This window comes from Mucilaginibacter xinganensis (genome assembly GCF_002257585.1).
GTDB classification, from domain to species: domain Bacteria; phylum Bacteroidota; class Bacteroidia; order Sphingobacteriales; family Sphingobacteriaceae; genus Mucilaginibacter; species Mucilaginibacter xinganensis.
Genome location: NZ_CP022743.1, coordinates 5,128,239 through 5,146,875, shown reverse-complemented (window position 1 = coordinate 5,146,875; position 18,637 = coordinate 5,128,239). Strand labels below are relative to the sequence as shown.

The following is an 18,637-nucleotide window of genomic DNA, read 5'->3' as shown; positions in this document are numbered from 1 at the left end:
AACTATGCTTCAAATCCAGGAAAACATATCGCTTAAAAATTTCAATTCTTTTGGCATTGACGCGAAAGCCCGTTTTTTTGTTGAAATAAACCATAAGGACGATTTGGTTGAGCTTTTTATGGATCCGCAATGGAAGGCTCTTTCGCGCCTGGTATTAGGCGGTGGAAGCAATATGCTGTTTTTGAATGATTACAACGGACTGGTAATCCGCATGAATATCCGCGGCATTGAACACCGCATCAGTAAGGATGAGGTATTTGTTGAGGCCGGTGCCGGCGAAGTGTGGAATGACCTGGTGAACTTTTGTATAGCCCGCGAATATGCAGGTATGGAAAACCTGAGTTTGATCCCGGGCTCAGTAGGTGCATCGCCCATACAAAATATCGGCGCTTACGGCGTTGAACTTAAAGACGTTTTTTTTAGCTGCTGCGCTTTTGAAATAGAAACCGGTACTTTTAAAACATTTACCAAAGCCGACTGTAATTTTGAATACCGGGAAAGTGTTTTTAAAAGTGAGCTTAAAGGCCAATATATTATTGTATCGGTAAAGTTCCAATTGTCACTTACGCCTCGATTTAATTTAAAATACGGCGCTATTGAACAGGAACTGACCAACCGAGGTATTACTGAACCAACTTTAAAAGATGTTTCGCAGGTGGTGTCTCACATTCGCGTGTCAAAGCTTCCCGACCCATCAACCATTGGAAATGCAGGCAGTTTCTTTAAAAACCCCATCATAACCACCAAACAATTTACCCGGCTGCAGGCTAACTTCCCGGAGGTGGTAAACTATCCTGCGGGTGAAGGATTGGTTAAACTAGCCGCCGGATGGCTCATTGAACAATGCGGCTGGAAGGGAAAAACAGTTGGCAACACCGGAACATGGCACAACCAGGCGCTTGTTTTAGTTAACCATGGCGGAGCCAACGGAGCGGAGGTATACAACTTTTCGTCGCAAATCATAGACAGTGTGTACACTAAATTTGGCGTTATGTTGCAACGTGAGGTTAATATTATTAGTTAAATAATTTTATTAAAAATAAATTTCAACACCTTTTCCTAACCCTATAAATAACATTTTTGTTACAGTTTTAAAGTCATCCCAAAGCGTTTGTCTGTGAATTGTTATCCATAACATATTTGTTTTTCAGGTAGTTAAGTTCAATCTAAGTGTGTTTTTTACACTGTCATTTTTTTAAGCAAGGTGTTACAAATTGACAAGGGGTTGCTATTATAAAAGCCGTAAGTGGCACTATGCTTGCCTAAGTGTTAATATAAAACTTTAACATTATGACTAAGATTGAGTTTAACACCCTAGTACTACGTCAGGCAACCTCACTAAGGTCTTATGCCTTACATTTTACCCATGACGCAGATGATGCTAACGACCTTGTTCAGGATACAATGTTGAAGGCCATAACTTATTATAATAAGTTTAAAGAAGGAACAAATTTAAAAGGGTGGTTATACACAATAATGAAAAACACCTTTATTAATAACTACCGCAGGTTTATAAAAATGAACACTTTTGTTACCAAAAGTGATGAGATAAGCTCACCTAACCTGGTATTCAGTTCAACTAAAAACCAGGGCGAAGCTAAGTTTGTAATGGACGATTTGAAAAAAGCTTTAGACAGACTGCCTGCAGATTATTATATACCATTTACTATGTATTTTGAAGGCCATAAATATCACGAAATTGCCGATCATTTAGAGATTCCGATTGGCACTGTGAAAACCCGAATCCACGTTGCACGTAAGCTATTGAAGAAAAGTTTAAAAGCTTATGATAACGGCATTGCGAAACCGGTTTACGCCGAAAATTAAACGCATTTCAGTTACATCTATCTATATAAAAACAGGGCCCGGATTAATCATCCGGGCTTTTTTTGTGCCCGCCTGGCATGTGTTAACGTAAGCACAAGCATAGAATAACGCAGCCTTAAGGAAATAATCTCTTACTTTCAACGCTGTTTCAGATGCTGAACAAGTTTTCGCCGGCCTTCAATAAATAAGTTTTTCCTTTCCAGACTAATATGCCGGGCGTTTTTTGCGGCAGGCTAATCTTTACCTTCCATTGATTGCTATTCAGGGTATAGGCAACCGTCACCTTACCGTTAGGGTGGGGGATTTCGCCGGACGCTGTTTTAAGTTCGCCTAAATGCGGTTCAATTTTCACTTTTGTAAAACCCGGTGCATAGCTGTCAATCCCCAATATGGTCCTGAAAAATTCAATGTTAGGGCTTGATCCCCAGGCGTGGCAATCGGAGCGGCTGTTGGGCAGGTCGCTGATTTCGGCCCAGGTGGTAAGACCCATTTTTATGTTGTCGCGCCAAACGTTTAGCCACTTCAAATAATCGTTGCCTAAGCCGCCGCGCACCAACGCCAGGTGCATATAATATTTAAAGTAAATGGTACATTGGGTTAAAGTGGTATCCGCTAAAATGTTTTTGCTCAATGCCGTGGCTACGGTACCCTTTACCACGCCGGTTAAAATAGCCAGGGAGTTGGCATGCTGCGAAAAAATATTCTTGTCTTCCGTATCGGCATATAACTTTTTAGCCGGGTCCCAATACTTGTTTTGAATGGTTTGTTTTAACTGCGCCGCTTTGGCCCGGTATAAAGCAGCAAATACAGGCATCCCTAATTTACTTTCCATTTCGGCGGCCTGCTGATAAGCGATAAGTAATTGCAGATCGAGAATGGAAGAACCCCCTTTGCTGCCAATAGGCGGCATGCCATAGCCCCAGCTTGATGCCCAATCCACAAACGTCCAGTAAGGCGTATTTTTTAATGATCCGTCGGCTTGCTGGTATTTACTGAAAAAATCAAGCACGGTGCGGGCGCCCTGCAGCTTGTCCCTCACAAAATTGCTGTCGGGCCGGTACATCCAGTAATCGTGCAATACGCCAATATACCACAACGAAAACGTAGAAATGATCTGCGGGCTGTAGGAAGGGTGCCTGCTCAGCGTTAGCCCCTCTGCAATACGCGAATGATCCATCAGGTTAATGGCATTGCGGGCCAGCCTGTCGTCGCCGCTGTTGTAATACGATACCATCATCTGGATGCGCCCGTCGCCAATGTATTGCAGCTGTTCATAATAGGGGCAATCCATATAAGTTTCAATGGCATCCATCCGGGCGGTGCGCCAGCCAATCTCCAGCATTTTCTGCATTTCCGGGTCATCGGTTTTAAGTTTGGCATTTAGCTGAAAAGGGTAGCCTGTGGCCGTGCCATACAGATCATCAATTACCAGTGGTTCGTCTTTAGTGTGTACTATCACCCGTACGTAACGATAGGTGCGCCAGTAAAGGGTGGTAAAGGTTTGTCCGCCGGTGCCATCTGAAATAAGACTGTCTTTTCTCCCGGCAAAATCCTTACCGTCCACATCGTTCCGGTTGCCTTTTCGGGCGTGGTATTTTTTTAGGTTATCAAACAGGGCCTCGGCGTAGGTAAGCGAGATGCCGGCATCTTTTCCTTTACTGAAATTCAGTGTTACGTAAGCATTGGTTAAATAAGTTTGATCAAGCAGCAACGTCGCCGTGGTGTTTGCCGGGATAGTTACGCTTGTTGCTGCTGCCGGGAATGACGGGGGCACCGTAACGCCATCGGCCCTGCGCAATACCGGGATGCGCTGGGCGGTACGTTCCATTTGCGGCAATGAAGACGGTACCAGCATCCAGCCGAAAGCATCGGCCATGCCTTTGGGTTTACCATGATCCATCATGCCGGCATCCGGCCAGTCGGCATCTTTAAAATCGGCGGACATCCAGCCTTTTATCGTTTTACTTTCATCTACCAGCTCGCCGGGGCCGGCAACGTAATAAGCCGGGTAACCAACTCCGGTATTAAGCGGTTGATAAGCTTTATCACGGATGCATTTCCAGGAGCTGTTGGTATTTAAAATTTCTTCAGATGTTGTGTTGCCCTGCAAAATAAAGCCTGTGCGTAACGAGATCTGTGCCTCGGGCCTTAGTTCCGCCTCGTTCCATACAATGGCTGATAACGTGTTTTTTCCTGCAACCAGGTACGGTGCAAGGTCAATTTTTTCATAGTTCCAGTAATAGGTATCCCCGCGGGCAGGGCCAACAGACACCAGGGTGCCGTTTACAAATAATTTATACCGGTTATCTGCCGATACATTAACCAAAAAAGCGGTTGGTTTAGCAACCAGGTCAATACTTTTGCGAAAATAGAAAACGCCATAGTCTCTGCCCGTTTCATTTTTAGCAGCTATCCAGTAAGCGTTCCATTGTTTGGTAAGTACAACCTGACCGGAAGTTTGCGCGGTAACTGTTTTTACCAACAGCAAGCTGCAAATTAATAGTGTGGCAGTAAAAAATGATCTCATTTATATTGGTTTATAAACTACTAAATTAACTTAGTTTAGATTAAATCCATCCTGTTCCGTCCTTTAATTTTTTATGGAATTTAAACGGAAACAATACCGGCTTTTTGAAAAAAAAGGTCCCCAATACTATTTAAAAACTGTACTATTAAATCACCATGTTTTTGAATTAATTTCGCAACGGAATTGAATTAAAAAGAGTCTTAATGAGAAAAGTTTATTTATACCTGTTTATAGGCATAACGGCGATAGCACTGATGACGGTGATCGTATTTAATTTTGATCCGAACACTGAAACATGGGGCAGCTTGTTATTGGGTGCCGCCTTTGGTTACTTATTCGTCAGGATGATCAGAAACAGGAGACAAAAAAACGTAAAATAGATTTGCTCATGTTTTTTAATTTCAGGAATCCTGTAATCCTTTTTATGCTGAGCATCGTCGGCTTAATGATAGGGTTGGCGTTTAAAGTAATGCATTGGCCCGGCGGAAAACTCATAACGGGCAGCATGATTATGGTGCAGGCGATCTCAATCATATGGCTGATCATTATTGTTGTAAAATCGCCAAAGCAGTGAGGGGCTTAAGTCAGGCAGCTTTCATTAAAAACAAACCACTTTTTATTAAAACCCTTTCTTCCTCGTAACTCCCGGCTTCCGTGCCCGCGGGCTTTTTGGACGGTCGGATTTTTCAGCCTCTTCCCACACTTCATCTGCGCCATATTGCCGCGCCATTTTGGCTATCCTTTCTTCCAGTGTTTCAGTGGTTAGCTTTTCGCGGCCCAGGCTGTCAACCATAATCGGGAAGGCAAAGGGGGTTGGGCGGTCAATGGTTTTCAGGATGATGTTTTGTTTAACGATCCGTTGCAGGGCCATCCGCAGCCTGAACTCTTCCAGTTGAAATGCCAGGGCTTCGTTATAAGCCTGCCTCACCAGCAGGTTATCGGGCTCATACTCGCTGAACACGTCGAACAACAGCGAGGTGGAGGCCTGCAGGTGTTTGTTTTTTATTTGCTGCCCGGGATAGCCGGTAAATACCAGGCCGCCAATATGGGCGATATCCCTGAAACGCCGGCGGGCCATTTCATTGGCGTTAAGGCTATGCTGGATGTCTTCCAACAAGTGATCTATCGAAAAAAAAGAAGTATCCTCCAATGCCTGCTCAATAGGAATTTCTTCGTCTGTCAGCAGTTCGAAACCGTAATCATTCATGGCGATAGAGAAGGTGGCCGTTTTTATTTTGCTGAAGCGATAGGCCAGCAGCGATGCCATTCCCTCATGTACCAGCCGGCCCTCGAACGGATAGAATAACAGGTGGTGCCCCTGGCGTGACTTAAACGATTCGATCAAAAATTCGTGGCTTTGCGGTAAGTGCGAGAGCTGCGCCTGCAGTGCGAACAAAGGTTTTAAGGCCACCACTTCTTCGTCCTGCTCAATTCCGTGGGCCACTTCGTCCAGCTTGTCGCGAAATACGGCGGCCAGTTGAGATGACAGCGGCATCCGCCCGCCATTCCAGCTGGGGATCAGGCCCTTTTTTGCGTTAGATTTTTTAACATAAGCCGACATTTCCTTTATCCGGATAAACTCCAGGCTGCGTCCTGCAAACCAAAAGGTATTGCCAGGCTTAAGCTTCGAAATAAAAGACTCTTCGAGTGTTCCCAGGCTGCCGCCGCTCAGCCACTTCACCCTGATGCTCATTTCGCTGGTGATGGTGCCTATACTCAGCCTGTGGCGCATGGCTACACGGCGGCTGTTTACTTTAAATAGCCCGTTCTCTACCTCCACTTTTAAAAATTCATCATATTCTGCCAGTGTTTTACCGCCGGTGGTAATAAAGTCAAGCAGCTGGTTAAACTCATTCCAGGTCAGATCGGCAAAGGCAAAGGTGCCTTTTACCTCTTTAAACAATTCATCGGCGCGAAATCCGTCAGAAACTGCCAGCGTCACCATGTACTGAATAAGCACATCCATGGCCAGCAGCATCGGGTCGCGGCTTTCAAAAATACCTTCCTTTATCGCTTGCTTAAGCGCAGCACCTTCCAGCAACTCCAGTGAATGGGTGGGCACAAAATAAGCTTTGGAAACCTCGCCGGGAGCATGCCCGCTACGACCGGCGCGTTGCATAAATCGCGCCACGCCTTTGGGGCTGCCCACCTGGATCACCGTATCAACCGGGCGAAAATCGACGCCGAGGTCGAGGCTCGACGTGCAAACCACAACTTTCAGGGCTTCGGCATGCAGGGCCTGTTCAACCCAGTTGCGCAGCTCGTTATCCAGCGAGCCGTGGTGCATCGCCATTATGCCTGCATATTCGGGGTAATTATCTAAAATGGCATGGTACCAGATCTCTGACTGCGAGCGGGTATTGGTAAATATGAGCGTGGTTTTGCTGCGGGCCACCAGCTCCATTACCTGTGGCAGCAGTTTCAGGCCGATATGCCCTGCCCAGGAGTAATTTTCAATATTTTCGGGAATGATGGATTTGATCAATAGCTTTTTATTAAGATTGGCCCGCACCATCTTCACCCTTTCGGGCGGGAAAGTGTTGCCTAACAGCACCTCGGCCGCCTGCTCCAGGTTGCCAATGGTTGCGCTGATCCCCCAGATTTTCAGCTGGCGGTTTTCCGTTGGCAGCGGGCAGTCCTCCGCGGGCTGTTTTTTATTTCCGGTACTTTCATCTTTACTGTCTGCAAGCTGCTCGCTGCCAACTGTTGAAAGCGCTTTTAGTCTTGATAAACCCAACTCCACCTGCACACCGCGTTTGGTGCCCAGCAGCTCGTGCCATTCGTCAATTACCACTACCTGCAAACCCTTAAATATTTTAGGATACTCCTTTTGAGCCAGCATCAGGTGCAAACTCTCGGGAGTTGTTAGTAGCACTTCGGGCAGTTTTTTCTTTAACGCCTGCTTTTCAGCGGCTGACGTGTCGCCGGTGCGGGTCATAATGCGCCAGGGAAGGCCGAGTTCGTCGCACACTTCCTGCATGGCCTTGCGGATATCATTTGTTAATGCCCGCAGCGGGGTTATCCAAAGCATTAACAAGCCGTTGTTGCCCTGGGTGGTATACGTATCGGGGTGTTTGTTAATAAAATCAGCCAAAAAAGGCAGGAACAAGGCAAATGTTTTTCCGCTGCCGGTAGGGGCGTTCAGCAAGCCGGAAAAGCCATTTAGGTAAGCCGATTCCATTTCGCGCTGAAAGGCGAATTGCTCCCAGTTTTTTTTCCGGTACCAGTCACGGATAACTTGCTGCCCCTTTGTAATCATGCCAATAATATACAACGGAAAAAGCAATAAGTTAGGGTGGGAATAAAATTAATAAAGGAATTTGCCTGGTTGCTATCACTGCGCAGCCTCTCGCGCAACTGTTCTATCGTTCATCATCCCCGCTCAATTCATAACTTTTTATTGCCCGTTCCCGGTCTAACGTATTATACAATCGTTCGGGGATCTCTGAGAGCGTTGATGCGTGAACTTTATCCCCAAGGCTGTAAAACTGCTGAAAACTCATGATGAGCGGTTTCCATTTGTCCGGGTCAACGCGATTGGGGTGCCCGTCCATCAGGATTGCTTCATGCAGGTAAACTCTTTGAATCCGCAATTCAAACGTTATAATCTTGCCCCGCTGGCCGGCATCATCCGCTGCTAAACCATGGATGGCTTCAACCACGGCTTCCATTTGCACAGGACATTCCTTTACCCGGGGTGCTTTTACAGTTGCTGCATGTTGTTTGGTTAATCCAGCAATAGCGAATTTATCCGCTTCGTACCGGTATCCCTTCAATAATTTACCATCGGGCACAGGGTTTGATCCTGTAGTTTTGGCTAAACGGTTTACCGCAGCCACTTCATTTACAGATGCCAAATTTAAAACACATTGGCGGTTCAATAACAGGTTTTCAGTGGTTTTTGAGGCGGCAGCCAGGCCAATTATGCAGCGCCAGCCGAGCCAGAATATGGACGACATGGGCGCCAGGTTATCGGTACCGTTTGGGTTTTTTGTGCCGATGAGTACCACCGGTGTGCCGAAATATAAAATGGATGGTTCGCTTGCTATATGCATCATATAAGGATGAATGTTGTGATTTGATATAGCAAAACTAAGGTGGTGGGTGGAGCGGAAGAACCCGTTTCTTGCGCAGATTTTTTGGTTTACTTTGGCACGAAGGATTAATTTAAAAACAATTAAGCCGGGTTTTTGCTATAAGATAGGAGCACGAAAGTAAAATACCAATGAAAAAACGCATCATCAAATACGCGCTGTTAACTGCTTTGTCCGGCAGCTTATATAGTTGCGGGCAGCATTCGGGATCAGAAAATACAGCCAATGAAACTGCCGTACCTGCAGGTGAAGATGCTGTTGATACCAGTAAAATTGTACCCGCCGATAAATTGATAGTACCCGGGAAAAGCGCCGGAAAAATTGTGTTGAACGGTAGTGCCGACAGTTTAGTGTCGGTGTTCGGTAAACCCGATTTTTCTGATGCGGGAATGGGCAGCGTAGTGATAACCTGGTATGCAAAGCACGATACCTCGGGGTATAAAATCAGTATTTTTGCAGGCCATAATTTTGGTGCTAAGGATGAATCAGTTGCACACATCCGAAAGGTCCTGGTGACTTCGCCCGATTTTAAAACGGCAGAGGGATTAAACACCGGCCTGGATTTAACCAAATACCAGGAACACTACAAGCTAAAACAAATAAGCAGCTATACGGACAAAGGCAAAAAAGTTAAAGTTTATGAAGCAACCGGCAAAGGAATTGCCTTTGAGGTTGACTCATTATCTAACAAAGGGGTAGCCATAGTGGTTCATCAGCCAAATGACTCACGGGCTACCTACATCAACATGCATTAAAACTTTTTAATGGTTTCGGTTACGTGCGCCAGGTGGTGTTTGCTGTGCCATGCATATAAGGCGAGCGCTTTCTTTAACTGGATGGTTTCGCCGGAAGGGCGTTTAAATGATCGCTCCCATTCGTTTTCGGTAAAGCTTTCAAGCAGGGCAACCCAGTGCTGGTGCATCCCTTCCAGCATTTTTAAAGACGACTCTACGGGCATGCGGTAGTCTGGTAACAACGCCCAATCTGCCTCCTCATAAGGTTTTACCACCGGGCTATCCTCGGTTAAGGCCCATTTAAAACGGAGCAATGAATTCATGTGGCTATCGGCACAATGGTGCACCACTTGTCTTATGGTCCATCCGCCGGTACGGTAAGGTGTATCGAGTTGTTTTTCGTTAAGGTTGATGATGGCCTGGCGTAAACGACCAGGAAATTCTTTAATAGTGGTGATCCATTTACGCAGATCTTCGGCAGTGTACGACACCGGGGCTTTGAAGTCCCCGATCGGAAATTTCATTTGTTCGTCAGTCATGGGCTTAAAAAAAATTTAAATTAGGTATATTTTTAATCATCAACAAGGTTTTGGACTAATTTAGCGTTTTGTACCTTTTACCCCAATCCATGATAAAAAAACTGACGCTGCTGTTACTTATCTGCCATAGCACGATTATATATGCCCAAACTATAAAAACCGATGTGCTGGTGGTAGGCAGCGGCGCAAGCGGAATTGCAGCGGCTATACAATGCGGGCGCAGCAAGGTAAAAACCGTATTGGCTGATGGCGGCTTTAAAATAGGCGGCGGCACTGCCGAAGGGCAAATGCTGGCCGTTGATGCCGGTAACAATATCGCCTCTGGCATCTGGGGCGAATTTCGTAAACATGTAAGGGAGTTCTATCACGAAACCGCAGGTTATGACACCGTTCAAAATCATACTTTGAGGTCTGATCCGGCCACCGCAACCGCAATCCTGAAAAAGATCAGCGACACCGTAAAAAATCTGGCTGTATATCATGATGCTGTGTTTGGCAGTATAAAAAAAGATGGCGACCGCTGGGAAGTAATGCTCACCCAAAATGGCAGGAAACTGATTGTTAAGGCAAGGGTAGTGATTGATGCTACGGAGGCAGGCATTGTTGCCGCCGGTGCGGATGCGAAATTTTACGACGGATTTGACAGCCAGGCGGACAACGGCAATTTGAAATTATACCGTACTTCAATAGCCACCGGCGAATACATCCCGGACCAATCTACCGGGGATCCGGGTGCGGTAAAAAGCAATTATCCGCCATACCCGGCATTTTGCATCCCGGTGCACGCGGTTTTGGTACAGCAGGCAGAGAATATTTTGGTGACTGAAAAAGCGCTGCCCGGTGATAAGAATATCCAGTATTTACCGCTGCAGCTTCAGTTGGGGCAGGGTGTTGCAACGGTTGCTGCATATTGCGCTTTTTTTAAAACCACTACCAAACATTTAAATGTGCGGATAATACAGGGCGAGCTGCTGGATTTTAAAGGTTACCTGCTACCCTTTACCGACATTAGCCAACAGGACCGGGCCTGGCGCGCCATCCAGCAGGTTTGTTCAACCGGGATGTTGAGGGGCGGTGTGCAAAAAGCAAAATTTGTGTTTATGCCGGATTCGGCGGTGAATACGGCCGAAATACAGCCCGTTTTAACCGAGATTTACACCCGGGCGTTTTTATGGTTCAATAAAGAAAAAACGGGTGAAAAGTTTACGGTAGGCAATGCTATTTCATTTATAAGCGACTATACCCTTACCGAACCGCAGTTGCTGACCAGGAGTATGCAGAAGGCATGGAAAACGCAGTATAAATTTAAAGCAGACTTTGATATAAACCGCCCCATAACACGCTATGAGTTTGCGGTGCTGGCTAACCGGTTTTTAAACCCTTTTGCCCGAACGGTTGATTTGAGCGGGCGGCTGGTGAATTAGAAAACAGCACACCACTCCGAAGGCCGTTTTAATGCAGGATAAGGTAGATGTTTACCCTGCATAAGGATTGCGGCTAATTCCTTTATTTAATATTTTCATGAACGCCCTGCCTGTTCACCAAATCTTTAAATTTCCTGACGGTAAAAGTATGGTTGTAGCTTTTAGGCTGCAAGCGTAAAACTACCTGAGCTGTACCGGGCTTTTACGGTATTTGTTGAATGACGTAAGAGCGGGAAGGAAAAAGCGATAATGGGGCAATAGTTCTGCCAAACAATTATGGTGTTCATTCAAAATAAACTGCGGCCTTAAACTTCAATTTTGTAACAAAACAATGCGAAAATTACGAATGATTGCTGAAACCGCTATATTGGTGGTTGATTAAGCCGCATGGATGAACTCCCGTGATTACAGCCGGGAACAACTGTATCAGGCGGGTACTAAAAAAACGATATGAAAAAAATATTTACCCTGTTACTCCTAACTTATTGCACGGGTGCTTTTGCCCAAAAGCTGGGCGCTTTGTCTATTGAAAAAATAATGCGCGACCCAAAATGGATTGGCACCTCTCCCTCCAACATCCGCTGGACCGACGACAGTAAGAAAATCCTTTTTAAATGGAATCCAGCTAATGCCGATCGCGACGAGCTGTTTGCCATAACGCCCGGTAACATTAAGCCTGTAAAAGTTAGTATAGATGAACAAAAGGCCCTGGTGCCTGAGTATGGCAGCTGGAATAAAAAGCGCACGCTAAAGGTTTTTGAAAAAAATGGCGACATCTGGCTTTCTGACCTCAAAACAGGAAAAATTCAACATTTAACCAGTACTGCCGACCAGGAGAACAGCCCTGTTTTTAGTGGTGACGAAAGCAGGATAATATTTACTAAGGGTGATAACCTGTATTCGATAAAGATTAACAGCGGTGAATTGATTCAGTTGACCAACTTTACCCGGGCCGCAGCCGCTACTCCTGTAGCTGCTGCGGGCGCTGGCAGAAGAGGCGGTGCCCGAAAAGCAGCAGCTGAGCCGGTTGCCGGGAACGAACAGGAGCGCTGGCTTAAAAGCGAGCAGTTGGAACTATTTGATATTATTAAAGTAAAGGATAAAGACCGGAAGCTCGACTCGATAGAAAGCAAAGCATTTGAAACTAAGAAACTAAAGGAAATTGCAACCAGCGACCGCTCTGTAGGTGGAGTCCAGCTTAGTCCGGATGGTCGCTATATTACCTATCGGCTTGCAAAATACCCCGACGGTGTAAAAAACGCGATCGTTCCTAATTATGTAACGGCATCGGGCTTTACTGAGGATATTCCGAACCGCACCAAGGTTGGCGGCCCGCAGACAACGTTTGAATCATTTGTTTTTGATACGCAAAAGGATACCGTTTATAAAATTGTAACTGCTGCCATTCCGGGAATTAAAGATGTGCCCGCTTATGTAAAAGACTACCCGGCAGAACTGGAAAAACTTACTAAAAATAACGAGGACCGGCAGGTAAGGATCAGCGGCCCATACTGGAGCGAGGATAGTAAATATGCCGTGGTTGAAGTTAGCGCCCAGGATAATAAGGACAAATGGATTATGAAACTTGACCCGGCCACCGGTGCTTTAAGCCTGCTTGACCGCGAACATAACGATGCCTGGGTTGGCGGCGCCGGCCAGGGGAACTTGGGCTGGGCAGACAACAGTCATTTTTATTTTGAGAGTGAAGCCAGTGGCTATGCACATATTTATATGCTGGATTTGGCAAGCGGAATAAAAAAGCAGCTAACCAGCGGCAAGTGGGAGGTGCAAACGCTGCAATTATCAAACGATAAAAAAACATTTTACTTTACCGCCAATGCGGAGCATCCTGGTATTACGCATTTTTACCGGATCCCGGTAAGTGGTGGGGAGCCTGTAAAAATAACCGGTATGAAAGGTGGTAATGAGGTAACCCTGTCGCCTGACGAAAAATGGCTGGCCATCAGGTATTCCTACTCAAATAAACCCTGGGAACTTTACTTACAGGCAAATAAGCCGGGAGCAAAAGCCGTGCAGGTAACCAATTCGGTTAGCGAAGAATTTAAATCGTACCCGTGGCGCGAGCCGCAGGTGATCACCTTTAAAAACAGGTATGGCAGCGATGTTTATGCACGCCTGTATGTACCGGAGAAACAGGACCCGGCCAAGCCGGCGGTGGTGTTTGTGCACGGTGCGGGTTACCTGCAAAATGTACATTATTGGTGGAGCTCGTACTTTCGTGAGTATATGTTTAACAATATGCTGGCTGATGCCGGATACACCGTGTTGGACGTTGACTACTCAGGGAGTGCAGGCTATGGCCGCGACTGGCGCACCGCTATTTACCGCCATATGGGGGGAAAAGACCTTACCGACCAGGAAGACGGTGTAAAAATGCTGGTTGATAAATACGGTGTTAATCCTAAACATGTGGGGTTATACGGCGGATCGTACGGCGGTTTTATTACGCTGATGGCAATGTTTACTGAACCGGATACCTGGGCGGCGGGCGGCGCTATCCGTTCAGTAACTGACTGGGCACATTATAATCACGGTTATACCAGCGATATTTTGAATGAGCCTTATACTGATGAAAAGGCTTATCGCCTGAGTTCGCCCATTTATTTTGCCGATGGACTAAAGGGTAACCTGCTGATGCTGCATGGCATGGTTGACCAGAACGTGAATTACCAGGACATCATTCGCTTAACACAGCGTTTGATTGAACTGCATAAAGAAAATTGGGAGCTTGCGTCCTACCCGGTAGAGGACCATGGTTTTGTGCAGCCAAGCAGCTGGACGGATGAATATAAACGGATTTTTAAGCTGTTTGAAACTACACTAAGAAAATAAAATAAACAGAGCCTGCTGACCAACAGCAGGCTTTTGTTTTAGCTTATTCTTTAAAATTAGATGGTTATGCACAAAAACGCGCGACTGATTTGTTTTACGGTCACGCATCGGTTACGTTTTACCCACTCCGGCAATCCAAAATAATCTTTATTTCAACAACTCGCCATGTAAGGCTATTTTGTTATTGCCATAATTGAAACTGTACTCCACCTCAGCATTTAATCCACTCCCGTTAAAGTGGCAAATAATTGTTTCGGTGTGCGGGCTTTCTATATAGCGCAGTTTCAACTGCAAATCCTGGCTATCGTTCCATCCGTAACTGCCTACTACTTTATAAGGCTGCAGTATAGAGAAATCTTCGTGTGCGGCGGCAACTAAACCCGGGCCCTGCAGTTCCGTTTGGCCCGGCAGCCATTTTCCGTTTGCAAAATCAAGGTTATAGGTAACAGAATCCTTTTTTAGGGTGAGGTGGCATACACCATTGGCCGAATTAAAAGCAATTGAACGAATGTTTAAAGCGTTCGGCTTAACAGTGTATGTTTTATTGAATATGCCATTGGTGCTATTGCTTGCCCCGGCTGCCGGCGGCAGGGTTAATGCCGCCAAATGTTTGGCCAGCCTATCGTCTGCCGTTGCATTTGCAGGCAACGATTTACGCTGCATGGCTGGCAATAGGTATTTCCATACCAGGTTAAGCTCTCCCTGCATATCGCTTGTTTCGGAGGTTATGGCAATAACAGCATCCTGTTTGGGCATCACAATAATGTATTGCCCAAAAGCGCCGTCTGCCCGGAAGGCATTATTGCGGCAACGCCAAAACTGGTAACAATAACCCTGCATCCAGTCGCTCGAATCTTTTTTACTTTGTGGCGCACCTGGTGCCTGGTCTATCTTAAACGTGGTGGCTTCCGCAACCCAGGCCGCCGGCAGTAATTGTTTGCCCTCCCATTTTCCTTGTTGCAGATACAGTTGCCCCATTTTTGCCAGTGCTTCGGTCTGCACACGCAATCCCCAGCCGCCGGTGTTAATACCTTGTTTGTTTATTTCCCAGTCCATACCGGTGATGCCGAGCGGTGCAAAGAGGCGCGGCTTAAGGTAATCCACCACTTTTTGCCCGGTAACCTTTTGCACAATGGCCGACAGCATAAACGTGGCCAGCGAGTTGTATAAGAACTGGCTGCCCGGTTTATAAGTTATCGGCAGGGCCAGGAAAGCTTTTACCCAATCATCTTTTGCAGATGCGACAGCGAAGGTGGGATCACTGGATTGCCCTACCGACATGGTCAGCAGATCCTTAACGGTAAGTGCAGCTAAATAAGGTTTTATGGTGTCTGGTAAACTGCCCGGGAAAAATGAAACCACCTTGTCACTTACCGAAAGACGCCCCTCGCTCACCGCGAAGCCAATGGCGGTGGAGGTGAAGCTTTTACTGCAGCTGTAAAGGCTGTGCCTTAACTTAGGTTGGTAAGGGTTCCACCAGCCCTGGGCAACTACCTTGCCGTGCCGCAAAAACATAAAACTATGAAAATCGTGTTTGCTTTGCGCCGTTGCATTCAAAAAGCTATCAATCGCGGCAGCTGAAACACCTTCTGCCTCCGGTTTGCTTACCGGCAGGCTGTTTTTTGTTTGCGCGTAAAGCGTAACGTTAGCGAATAAAAGAAAAGCAACTGCGAGCCGCTTATTGGCGCGCAAAAATGATGAAATAAAGGTTTGCATTCAGGTAATTATTAGGCTGATAAACGGAGTGAAAATAAATATTTTTTGGTATAAAACATTTTATTAATAGAATTGAATTGAAAGGGATTGAGACTGCAAAAAATGAAACCCCGGGGTCATAGAAAATCTTTTCCATACCCGAGATAAAAGACCAAGTGTAAACTCAAACCCGGCTTAATCAGTAAAAAGTGTAAACTTTTGCAAAGCTAGACGGTTAAAACCATCAATTTTAATCAGTCAAAAAAATGAAACCCGCTGATTATAAGTAAAATAAGCGAAAAAGCTTAAAAAATACAAATTGTAAAACAGCTGATTATCAGTTACTTGCAATTTTTCTAAAATGGAAACATCTGATAATGAGCATGTTTCACAGCGTTCCACCCGTTCCGTGTGCAGAAATGGAACGCTTGCAGCCCGTTTCGGAAGAAAAAAAACAATTTTAGCCACTGCCACCACTGGTTTTTTATGACATAGAAAGTCAGCCATTATTTTATGATATTTAACCATGAAAAAAAATGGCTGGATTTTACTGTTATTTTGTTTTGCATGTACACAAAAGCCTAAGGGGCCTGTAGTAACTGTCAGCGCGTCAGATAACAACCGCTCGGTTAAATTTAAAGGGCTTGATTACGCCATTCTGAGCGAAATTAACCGCGACACAACGCGTGGGATCTGGGAAAATCTGTTGCCTGTTTACCGGATGCCTGCCGATACAGACCTGAAAAATTATCAGCCTGTTCAGCATGGTTTATATACTGTAATAGATAGTGCGGTGGTATTTACCCCTGATACGCCCTTAATAAAAGGCAAAACTTACTTTATGCGTTATTACCGGTTTAAAGGTGAAAATATTTGGGATTACATTAAAGGTAAAAAAAGGCTGGGCGGGGTAGGGCATACCGATCTGGTAATTAAATTGCAGCGGTAAAAATAAGCAGCGTTACAGTTGGGGGCTTGGCAGTAACTTCAACATTTTCAATCAACAAGTAAAAATACACTTGAGTTTTCCAAATAAAATACCTATATTTGCATTTGAATTAAAAAAGAGGGGGCGATTGTCCCCTCTTTTATTTTATCAATCAAATTATTTGAGAGATAATGAATATTGAGAAAAGAGTAAAGCAACTGGTTGAAGAAAAGATAGCCGATAAGCCAAACCTGTTTTTAGTGGATGTAAAAATGCACAGTAACGGGAAGCTGATGATATTGGTTGATGGTGATAATGGTATTGGCATTGATGAATGTGTGGCCATAAGCAGGCATGTAGGCTTCCATTTGGAAGAGGAGAATGTAATAGAAACTGCTTATAATCTTGAGGTTTCATCGCCAGGAGTTGATTTTCCGCTGGCTTCGGTCAGGCAATATGCCAAAAACATTGGCCGTACATTAGCTATAAAAATGGCTGACGGCGGCAAACGGGAAGGCAAGCTTACCGGCATTACGGAAGACGCAATTATAATTGAAGAAAAAATAAAAGAAAAAGGGAAAAAAGCTGAAACTGTTGAAAGCGTGATCCCTATTGATAAAATAACAGAGGCAAAAGTTTTAATATCATTCAAGTAGGAACCATCATGAGCTGCAGCTTAAAAAACAACTAACAAGCTCATGATAGCTTCATTGCCTTAAATGAAAAAACAATTTTAATGAAAAATGAGCAATATTAATTTAATTGATTCTTTTCAGGAATTTAAAGATTTCAAGAACATCGATCGCCCAACGATGATGAGTGTGCTGGAAGACGTTTTCAGAAGCATGATCAGGAAAAAATATGGCACCGACGAAAATTGCGACGTAATTGTCAATACGGACAACGGTGACTTAGAGATCTGGCGTACCCGAAAGGTTATGGAAGATGGTTTTAGTGAGGATGATGACCTGGAGATTGAGCTTGCGGAAGCGAAATTATTAGACCCAACCCTGGAAGTTGGCGACGAACATATTGAGCAGATAACTTTAGAAAGCTTTGGCCGCCGCGCTATATTAGCAGCACGCCAAACCCTTGTATCTAAAATTTTAGAGCTTGAGAAAGATGAGATCTTTAAAAAATATAAAGACCGCGTTGGTGAAATTGTTACCGGTGAAGTTTACCAGGTTTGGAAAAAAGAAACACTGGTGCTTGATGATGAAGGCAATGAGTTATTACTGCCAAAATCAGAACAGATCCCGGCAGACTACTTTAAAAAGGGCGACAGCGTAAAAGCTGTTGTTGATAAGGTAGATATGATGAACAGCAACCCAAAGATCATTATATCCCGCACCGCACCTGAATTCTTGCAGCGTTTGTTTGAGCAGGAAGTGCCGGAGATTTTTGACGGACTGATCACCATTAAAAAAATTGTACGCGAACCGGGCGAGCGCGCTAAGGTTGCAGTTGAATCATACGATGATCGTATTGATCCGGTTGGAGCCTGTGTGGGTATGAAAGGATCGCGCATACATGGTATTGTACGTGAGTTGAAAAACGAAAATATTGATGTTATAAACTACACCAATAATTTACAATTGTATATTCAGCGTGCATTATCCCCGGCCAAAATCACTTCTATTAAATTAGATGATGAGAAAAAAACGGCCGCTGTTTATTTAAAACCCGACCAGGTTTCGCTAGCAATTGGCCGTGGCGGACACAATATTAAACTTGCAGGGAAACTTACGGGTTATGAAATTGATGTTTACCGCGAAGCGGACGAAACTGATGAAGATGTTGATATTGAGGAATTTACTGACGAAATTGACAGCTGGATTATTGATGAATTTAAGCGTATTGGCTTAGATACTGCAAAATCTGTACTGGCATTAACAGTAGGTGAACTGGTAAAACGCACAGACCTGGAAGAAGAAACTGTAAAAGAAGTGTTATCAATTCTGCAGGCGGAGTTTGAATAAGCGTAATAACCAAAATTAAAATTGTATTTTTGCACAA

General features: G+C 45.0%; 15 protein-coding genes. 10 read left to right on the top strand and 5 right to left on the bottom strand.

The window, feature by feature from the left end:
• The first annotated feature begins 4 nt into the window (after window positions 1-4).
• Window positions 5-1,024, top strand: coding sequence for a UDP-N-acetylmuramate dehydrogenase (gene murB, locus MuYL_RS22345; RefSeq protein ID WP_094572661.1), 1,020 nt, complete (start codon window positions 5-7; stop codon window positions 1,022-1,024).
• Between the two features lie 266 nt (window positions 1,025-1,290).
• Window positions 1,291-1,827, top strand: coding sequence for an RNA polymerase sigma factor (locus MuYL_RS22340; protein WP_094572660.1), 537 nt, complete (start codon window positions 1,291-1,293; stop codon window positions 1,825-1,827).
• Between the two features lie 148 nt (window positions 1,828-1,975).
• Here the strand turns inward: MuYL_RS22340 and MuYL_RS22335 are convergent, their stop codons facing one another.
• The gene (locus MuYL_RS22335) at window positions 1,976-4,354 is read right to left on the bottom strand and encodes an alpha-L-rhamnosidase-related protein (RefSeq protein WP_094572659.1); all 2,379 of its coding nucleotides are present in this window, start codon (window positions 4,352-4,354) and stop codon (window positions 1,976-1,978) included.
• Between the two features lie 203 nt (window positions 4,355-4,557).
• Between MuYL_RS22335 and MuYL_RS23395 the strand changes: the two genes are divergently transcribed.
• Both MuYL_RS23395 and MuYL_RS22330 read left to right on the top strand, forming a co-directional pair.
• Window positions 4,558-4,734: a hypothetical protein gene (locus MuYL_RS23395; protein WP_157741059.1), complete on the top strand. Its 177-nt coding sequence runs from the start codon at window positions 4,558-4,560 to the stop codon at window positions 4,732-4,734.
• Window positions 4,735-4,742: 8 nt separating this feature from the next.
• On the top strand, window positions 4,743-4,928 hold the full coding sequence (locus MuYL_RS22330; protein ID WP_157741057.1) for a hypothetical protein: 186 nt from the start codon (window positions 4,743-4,745) through the stop codon (window positions 4,926-4,928).
• A gap of 45 nt (window positions 4,929-4,973) precedes the next feature.
• Here MuYL_RS22330 and MuYL_RS22325 read toward each other — a convergent pair whose 3' ends face one another.
• The gene (locus MuYL_RS22325) at window positions 4,974-7,613 is read right to left on the bottom strand and encodes a ligase-associated DNA damage response DEXH box helicase (RefSeq protein ID WP_094572657.1); all 2,640 of its coding nucleotides are present in this window, start codon (window positions 7,611-7,613) and stop codon (window positions 4,974-4,976) included.
• 103 nt (window positions 7,614-7,716) lie between these two features.
• Window positions 7,717-8,412, bottom strand: coding sequence for a flavin reductase family protein (locus MuYL_RS22320; protein ID WP_245845696.1), 696 nt, complete (start codon window positions 8,410-8,412; stop codon window positions 7,717-7,719).
• Between the two features lie 167 nt (window positions 8,413-8,579).
• Between MuYL_RS22320 and MuYL_RS22315 the strand changes: the two genes are divergently transcribed.
• Entirely contained in the window at window positions 8,580-9,203 is a 624-nt protein-coding gene (locus MuYL_RS22315) for a hypothetical protein (RefSeq protein WP_094572656.1), read from the top strand.
• Here the strand turns inward: MuYL_RS22315 and MuYL_RS22310 are convergent.
• On the bottom strand, window positions 9,200-9,721 hold the full coding sequence (locus MuYL_RS22310; RefSeq protein WP_094572655.1) for a YfiT family bacillithiol transferase: 522 nt from the start codon (window positions 9,719-9,721) through the stop codon (window positions 9,200-9,202). The two genes, MuYL_RS22315 and MuYL_RS22310, sit on opposite strands and share 4 nt — an antisense overlap.
• Window positions 9,722-9,810: 89 nt before the next feature.
• Between MuYL_RS22310 and MuYL_RS22305 the strand changes: the two genes are divergently transcribed.
• Both MuYL_RS22305 and MuYL_RS22300 read left to right on the top strand, forming a co-directional pair.
• Window positions 9,811-11,145: an FAD-dependent oxidoreductase gene (locus MuYL_RS22305; RefSeq protein WP_094572654.1), complete on the top strand. Its 1,335-nt coding sequence runs from the start codon at window positions 9,811-9,813 to the stop codon at window positions 11,143-11,145.
• A gap of 450 nt (window positions 11,146-11,595) precedes the next feature.
• Window positions 11,596-13,998: a S9 family peptidase gene (locus MuYL_RS22300; protein WP_094572653.1), complete on the top strand. Its 2,403-nt coding sequence runs from the start codon at window positions 11,596-11,598 to the stop codon at window positions 13,996-13,998.
• Window positions 13,999-14,145: 147 nt separating this feature from the next.
• Here the strand turns inward: MuYL_RS22300 and MuYL_RS22295 are convergent, their stop codons facing one another.
• Complete coding sequence (locus MuYL_RS22295) at window positions 14,146-15,714, bottom strand: serine hydrolase (RefSeq protein WP_094572652.1); 1,569 nt, start codon at window positions 15,712-15,714, stop codon at window positions 14,146-14,148.
• Window positions 15,715-16,219: 505 nt separating this feature from the next.
• Between MuYL_RS22295 and MuYL_RS22285 the strand changes: the two genes are divergently transcribed.
• The 3 genes from MuYL_RS22285 to nusA all read left to right on the top strand — a co-directional run bounded on the left by MuYL_RS22285 (window position 16,220) and on the right by nusA (window position 18,600).
• Entirely contained in the window at window positions 16,220-16,642 is a 423-nt protein-coding gene (locus MuYL_RS22285; RefSeq protein ID WP_094572650.1) for a hypothetical protein, read from the top strand.
• 170 nt (window positions 16,643-16,812) lie between these two features.
• Entirely contained in the window at window positions 16,813-17,277 is a 465-nt protein-coding gene (gene rimP, locus MuYL_RS22280; protein WP_094572649.1) for a ribosome assembly cofactor RimP, read from the top strand.
• An 87-nt stretch (window positions 17,278-17,364) separates the two neighbouring features.
• Window positions 17,365-18,600 carry a transcription termination factor NusA gene (gene nusA, locus MuYL_RS22275; RefSeq protein ID WP_094572648.1) on the top strand — a complete coding sequence of 412 codons (1,236 nt, stop codon included), beginning with the start codon at window positions 17,365-17,367 and terminating at the stop codon, window positions 18,598-18,600.
• Window positions 18,601-18,637: the final 37 nt, after the last annotated feature.

Bases quoted from the DNA above. Each gene is read 5' to 3' on its own strand.
- murB (WP_094572661.1), top strand. From the start codon at position 5: ATGCTTCAAATCCAGGAAAACATATCGCTTAAAAATTTCAATTCTTTT.
- MuYL_RS22340 (WP_094572660.1), top strand. From the start codon at position 1,291: ATGACTAAGATTGAGTTTAACACCCTAGTACTACGTCAGGCAACCTCA.
- MuYL_RS22335 (WP_094572659.1), bottom strand. From the start codon at position 4,354: ATGAGATCATTTTTTACTGCCACACTATTAATTTGCAGCTTGCTGTTG.
- MuYL_RS23395 (WP_157741059.1), top strand. From the start codon at position 4,558: ATGAGAAAAGTTTATTTATACCTGTTTATAGGCATAACGGCGATAGCA.
- MuYL_RS22330 (WP_157741057.1), top strand. From the start codon at position 4,743: ATGTTTTTTAATTTCAGGAATCCTGTAATCCTTTTTATGCTGAGCATC.
- MuYL_RS22325 (WP_094572657.1), bottom strand. From the start codon at position 7,613: ATGATTACAAAGGGGCAGCAAGTTATCCGTGACTGGTACCGGAAAAAA.
- MuYL_RS22320 (WP_245845696.1), bottom strand. From the start codon at position 8,412: ATGATGCATATAGCAAGCGAACCATCCATTTTATATTTCGGCACACCG.
- MuYL_RS22315 (WP_094572656.1), top strand. From the start codon at position 8,580: ATGAAAAAACGCATCATCAAATACGCGCTGTTAACTGCTTTGTCCGGC.
- MuYL_RS22310 (WP_094572655.1), bottom strand. From the start codon at position 9,721: ATGACTGACGAACAAATGAAATTTCCGATCGGGGACTTCAAAGCCCCG.
- MuYL_RS22305 (WP_094572654.1), top strand. From the start codon at position 9,811: ATGATAAAAAAACTGACGCTGCTGTTACTTATCTGCCATAGCACGATT.
- MuYL_RS22300 (WP_094572653.1), top strand. From the start codon at position 11,596: ATGAAAAAAATATTTACCCTGTTACTCCTAACTTATTGCACGGGTGCT.
- MuYL_RS22295 (WP_094572652.1), bottom strand. From the start codon at position 15,714: ATGCAAACCTTTATTTCATCATTTTTGCGCGCCAATAAGCGGCTCGCA.
- MuYL_RS22285 (WP_094572650.1), top strand. From the start codon at position 16,220: ATGAAAAAAAATGGCTGGATTTTACTGTTATTTTGTTTTGCATGTACA.
- rimP (WP_094572649.1), top strand. From the start codon at position 16,813: ATGAATATTGAGAAAAGAGTAAAGCAACTGGTTGAAGAAAAGATAGCC.
- nusA (WP_094572648.1), top strand. From the start codon at position 17,365: ATGAGCAATATTAATTTAATTGATTCTTTTCAGGAATTTAAAGATTTC.